We start from the raw sequence: 4,123 nt of genomic DNA, 5'->3' as shown, positions 1-4,123 counted from the left end.
GCGGCAGCGAAACCCCGCTCGCTCTTCACTTCCCAGCCGGAGGCGAAGTAGGCGTCGCGCGAGCCGGGCTGGACGGCGATGCGGAACTGCCGCTCGTCCATCTTCAGGTAGAGGCCGCCGTCCGCGGCGGCGCTGGTGGCCGCGCCGAGCACGCCTTCGGCATAGGCCTTCCAGCGGTCGATGTCCGTGCTCTCGGCCACCACATAGGCCAGGGCGTCGATCTGCATCATGGTGATGGGTGTCTCCGTTGCTATGGAGCCCATTGTTCGGAGCGAGGCCTCGGGGGGCATCGTCCGACAGGACTAAGCGAAGGCCGTCATCCCGCCCATCAAGAAAACGCTCTAAAATCAGCACCATATTCAGCGCCATTTCTGGGAGAGCCGCATGCAGGAGATCCTTGCCGACGTTACGGTCAGCATGTCCGAGTTCAAGAAGAACCCGGCAGCAGTCCTGCGCGAAGCCCGACAACGGCCAGTGGCTGTGCTGAACCACAACAAGGCGGCCTTCTACATGGTCAAGCCGGAGTTGTTCGCAGCGCTGATGGAGGAACTCGCCGACCGCGACCTGCTGCAGAAGGTCCGCACGCGGCTGGCCCACAAGGACCGGGCCATCGAGGTGGACCTTGACGAGCTCTAGACAGCGGGCGGTCAAGCAGGCGCCGAAACCGCGCCACAAGTACCGCCTGATGTTCCTGCCCGAGGCATTGGCCGAATTTCGCGACCTCGATGGCAGCGTGCAGCTGGTGCTCAAGAAGCTGCTGGCCAAGCGGCTGGACCAGCCCCATGCGCCCGGCGGAGCACTCGGCGGTGACCTGGCGGGCTGCTACAAGATCAAGCTGCTCAAGCAGGGCATCCGCCTCGTGTATCAGGTCGAGGACGACCGTTTGATCGTGCTTGTGCTCGCGGTCGACAAGCGGGAAGACAGCGCTGCCTACAAGGCCGCGCTGACACGACTGAGCGAAGCCGCCGGCGCACTCGGCAAGTCAAGCAAATCCGACTAGGGCAAGCGCTCGCGCGCCTCGGCCGCCAGCTCCCGCTTCTGCACCTTGTTCGACGCCGTCATCGGGAACCCGTCTTCCATCACCAGCACATGGCGCGGCACCTTGTAGTTCGCCATGCGCTCGCGTGCCCAGGCGATCAGGGCATCGGCGCTGAGTGATTCGCCCGAGCGCAGCTGCACGCAGGCGCAGCCGACCTCGCCCATGCGCTCGTCCGGCACGCCCACCACCGCCACCTGGGCGATGGCCGGGTGCGCGGCCAGCACGCGCTCGATCTCGGCCGGGTAGCAGTTGAAGCCGCCGACGATGAAGAGGTCCTTCAGCCGGTCGGTGATGCGCAGGTAGCCCTGCTCGTCCAGCACGCCGACGTCGCCGGTGTGCAGCCAGCCCTCGGCGTCGATGGCCGAGGCGGTGGCGGCCTCGTCCTCGAAGTAGCCCTGCATCACGTGATAGCCGCGCAGCAGCACCTCGCCGGCCTGGCCGGGCGGCAGCAGGCGGCCCTGCGGGTCGGCGATGCGCAGTTCGGTGCCGGGCAGCGGCTTGCCGCAGGTGGTGGCGATGCGCTCGGCGGTGTCGGCCGGGTCATTGATCGTGGCCACGCCGCCGCACTCGGTCAGGCCGTAGGCGGTGGTCACGCGCGCGAAGCCCAGTTCGCTGCGCATGCGCTCGACCAGCACCGGCGGCACGCTGGCCGCTCCGGTGACGGCACCGGCCAGGGAGCCGAGGTCGTAGTCGTGCAAGCGAGGATGCGCCAGCAGCGTCTGGTACAGCGTCGGCGGGCCGGGCAGGAAGCTGATGCGCTCGCACGCGATGGCCTGCATCACCCGCTCGGCATCGAAGACATCGAGCGGGTACACGGTGGCGCCACGCTGGAAGGCCGCCACCCAGCCGGCCTTGTAGCCGAAGCTGTGGAAGAACGGGTTGACGATCAGGTAGCGGTCGTCCTCCGCGAGGCCCACCGCGCGGGACCAGACCTCGAAGGCGCGCAGCGTCGGCCCGTGGGCGGACATCACCGCCTTGGGCCGGCCGGTGGTACCGGAGGTGAACATCAGGTCGGCGATGCTGTCTTCGGTCAAGGCTGCGATGCGCTGATCCACGGCGTTAGCGGGCACCGCATCTCCGCCGGCCAGGAAATCGACCCAGGCCGTGCCGCGGCGCAACGCGACCACATGAGCCAGCGCCGCCGGCCGCAGCGGCGCCAGCATCGCAGGGTAGTCGGTGCCGAGGAACTCGCCGATGCAGAACAGCACCCGGGCGCGGCTGCGCGCCAGGATGTCGGCGGCCTCCTCGCCCTTCATCCGCGTGTTGATCGGCACCAGCACGGCGCCGGCCATGTGCGTGCCCACCGCGGCGAGGATCCATTCATGGATATTGGGCGCCCAGACGGCCACGCGGTCGCCGGCCTGCACGCCGAGCGCGATCAGCCCGCGCGCCACGCGGCGGCCCTGCGCGGCCAGGCCCGCGTAGTCGATGCGCGTCTCGCCCTCGACGATGGCGGCGCGCCCGCCATGGCGCCGCGCCGCGGCCTCGATCATGGCCGGAAGGGTCAGGTCTTGCTTGTTGCTGCTGCTCATTGGGGGAACTTGACGGTGACACGGGCCGAGGCGGGGACGGCCTGGCAGGACAGGGTCCAGGCCTTGGCGAGGTCGCGGCCGTCCAGCGCGTCGTTGTGGCGCAGGTGGACCTCGCCCTCGACGACCTGGCAGCGGCAGGAGGCGCACATGCCGGCCTGGCAGGAGTACGGGAGTTCCAGGCCGGCGCGCAGCGCGGCATCGAGGATCGCCTCATGCCCGCCGCAGCGGATCGTGTGGACCGCGCCATCGATGCGGATCTCGACCTCGGCCTCCGCGACCGCAGCGGGCGCGGCCGGAGCCGCTGCCGCCGCGCCCTCCTCCGGCAGCGAGGCGAAACGCTCGACGTGGATCTGTCCGTCGGCCATGCCCTGGCGCTGCAGCGCCGCCTGCGCCGCATCCATGAAGGGCCCGGGGCCGCAGATGAAGGCCTGCGCCCGCTCGCTCATCGAGCGGGCCAGCTCGCCCAGCTGCGCCACCGACGGCGGCCCCTGCACCGAGTCCAGCCAGTGGATGACCGACAGGCGATCCGGATGCGCGGCGGCCAGCGCCTTCAGCTCGTCGCGGAAGATCACCGAGCGCTCGTCCCGGTTCGCGTACACCAGAAGCAGGCGGCCCCGCCCTTGCGAGAGCGCCGAGCGCAGGATCGAGAACACCGGCGTGATGCCGCTGCCGCCGGCCAGCAGCAGGAAGTCGCCGTCCAGCGAGCGTGGCGTGAACACGCCCGCGGGCGGCAGCACCTGCACCGCATCGCCGGGCCGCAGGCGGTCGCAGATCCAGTTGGAGCCGCGGCCCTCGCGCACCCGCTTGACGGTGACGCGCAGCATCGCCTCGTCCAGCATCGGCGCGCTGGACATCGAGTAGCAGCGCGGCAGATAACGCCCATCCTCGACGGGCAGGCGCAGCGTCAGGAACTGGCCGGGGCTGTAGCGGAAGGTGGAGGACAGCGCGGGCGGGATGTCGAAGACCAGCGAGCGCGCATCGGCCGTCTCGTCGACGACGGCGCGCAGGCGCAGGGTTTGGTAGCGGGAATCGGAGCTCATGGAAGGCCTGCAGCGGCGGCGCGTCCGGCGCGCCGCCCGGAGAAGACGCAGTCGGCCAGCGAAAGCCCGCTGACGTAGTGCGAGGAGGCCAGCCCGATCGCGCAGCGGCCGGCGGCAAAGAGGCCGGCGATGTCGCGTCCGGCCGGGTCGATCACATGGCCATCGGCCTCGTTGACGGCCAGGCCGCCCAGCGTGATCGTGGCCATGGGCATGGCGGGCTGGTCGATGGAGATGTCGATGGCGGAATACGGGCCGGCGCCCAGCCGTCCCTCGGCGGCCGCGGCGAGCGCTGCGGCATCGGCGCCGATGGCTGTGGCCAGCGCGGCGAGCGAGCGGGCCTTGCGCGCCGTCAGCATCGCGATCAGTGCGGGCACCGATTGAAAGGCCCACAGGCGGCCGAACAGGCATTCGCGGAAGGCACGCCGGCGCAGCGCCGCATCGAGCACCAGCCAGGCGCTGCCGCCCTGCTTCTCGACGATCTCGTGGCCCAGCAGGGCGCCGTACACGCCCTC

The 4,123-nt window shown here is 70.4% G+C and carries 5 protein-coding genes and 1 pseudogene; 2 read left to right on the top strand and 4 right to left on the bottom strand.

All coding sequences use genetic code 11. From position 1 onward, the window contains the following. A pseudogene (locus B0W88_RS30195) lies at nt 1-230 on the bottom strand (biphenyl 2,3-dioxygenase); the annotation flags it as partial. A gap of 154 nt (nt 231-384) precedes the next feature. Between B0W88_RS30195 and B0W88_RS30190 the strand changes: the two are divergent. Both B0W88_RS30190 and B0W88_RS30185 read left to right on the top strand, forming a co-directional pair. After that, nucleotides 385-636 (top strand): type II toxin-antitoxin system Phd/YefM family antitoxin, encoded by a 252-nt coding sequence (locus tag B0W88_RS30190; protein WP_077038208.1) that lies wholly within the window; start codon nt 385-387, stop codon nt 634-636. Nucleotides 637-685: 49 nt separating this feature from the next. Beyond that, nucleotides 686-1,000, top strand: a complete 315-nt coding sequence (locus B0W88_RS30185; RefSeq protein WP_077038207.1) for a type II toxin-antitoxin system RelE/ParE family toxin — start codon at nt 686-688, stop codon at nt 998-1,000. Here the strand turns inward: B0W88_RS30185 and B0W88_RS30180 are convergent. The 3 genes from B0W88_RS30180 to B0W88_RS30170 form a co-directional block, all read right to left on the bottom strand. Further along, the gene (locus tag B0W88_RS30180) at nt 997-2,571 is read right to left on the bottom strand and encodes a FadD3 family acyl-CoA ligase (protein ID WP_077038206.1); all 1,575 of its coding nucleotides are present in this window, start codon (nt 2,569-2,571) and stop codon (nt 997-999) included. The genes B0W88_RS30185 and B0W88_RS30180 overlap by 4 nt on opposite strands. After that, nucleotides 2,568-3,611 (bottom strand): ferredoxin--NADP reductase, encoded by a 1,044-nt coding sequence (locus B0W88_RS30175; protein ID WP_077038205.1) that lies wholly within the window; start codon nt 3,609-3,611, stop codon nt 2,568-2,570. The genes B0W88_RS30180 and B0W88_RS30175 overlap by 4 nt, the downstream gene beginning before the upstream one ends. Continuing rightward, on the bottom strand, nt 3,608-4,123 hold a 516-nt coding region (locus B0W88_RS30170), incomplete at its 5' end, for an FAD-binding protein (RefSeq protein WP_144007076.1). The genes B0W88_RS30170 and B0W88_RS30175, both read right to left, overlap by 4 nt.

The organism is Pelomonas sp. KK5 (assembly GCF_001984095.1).
In the GTDB taxonomy this organism is placed as follows: Bacteria; Pseudomonadota; Gammaproteobacteria; order Burkholderiales; family Burkholderiaceae_C; genus KK5.
Note: the sequence above shows the minus strand (reverse complement) of the source record. Positions and strands in the feature narration are given on the sequence as shown.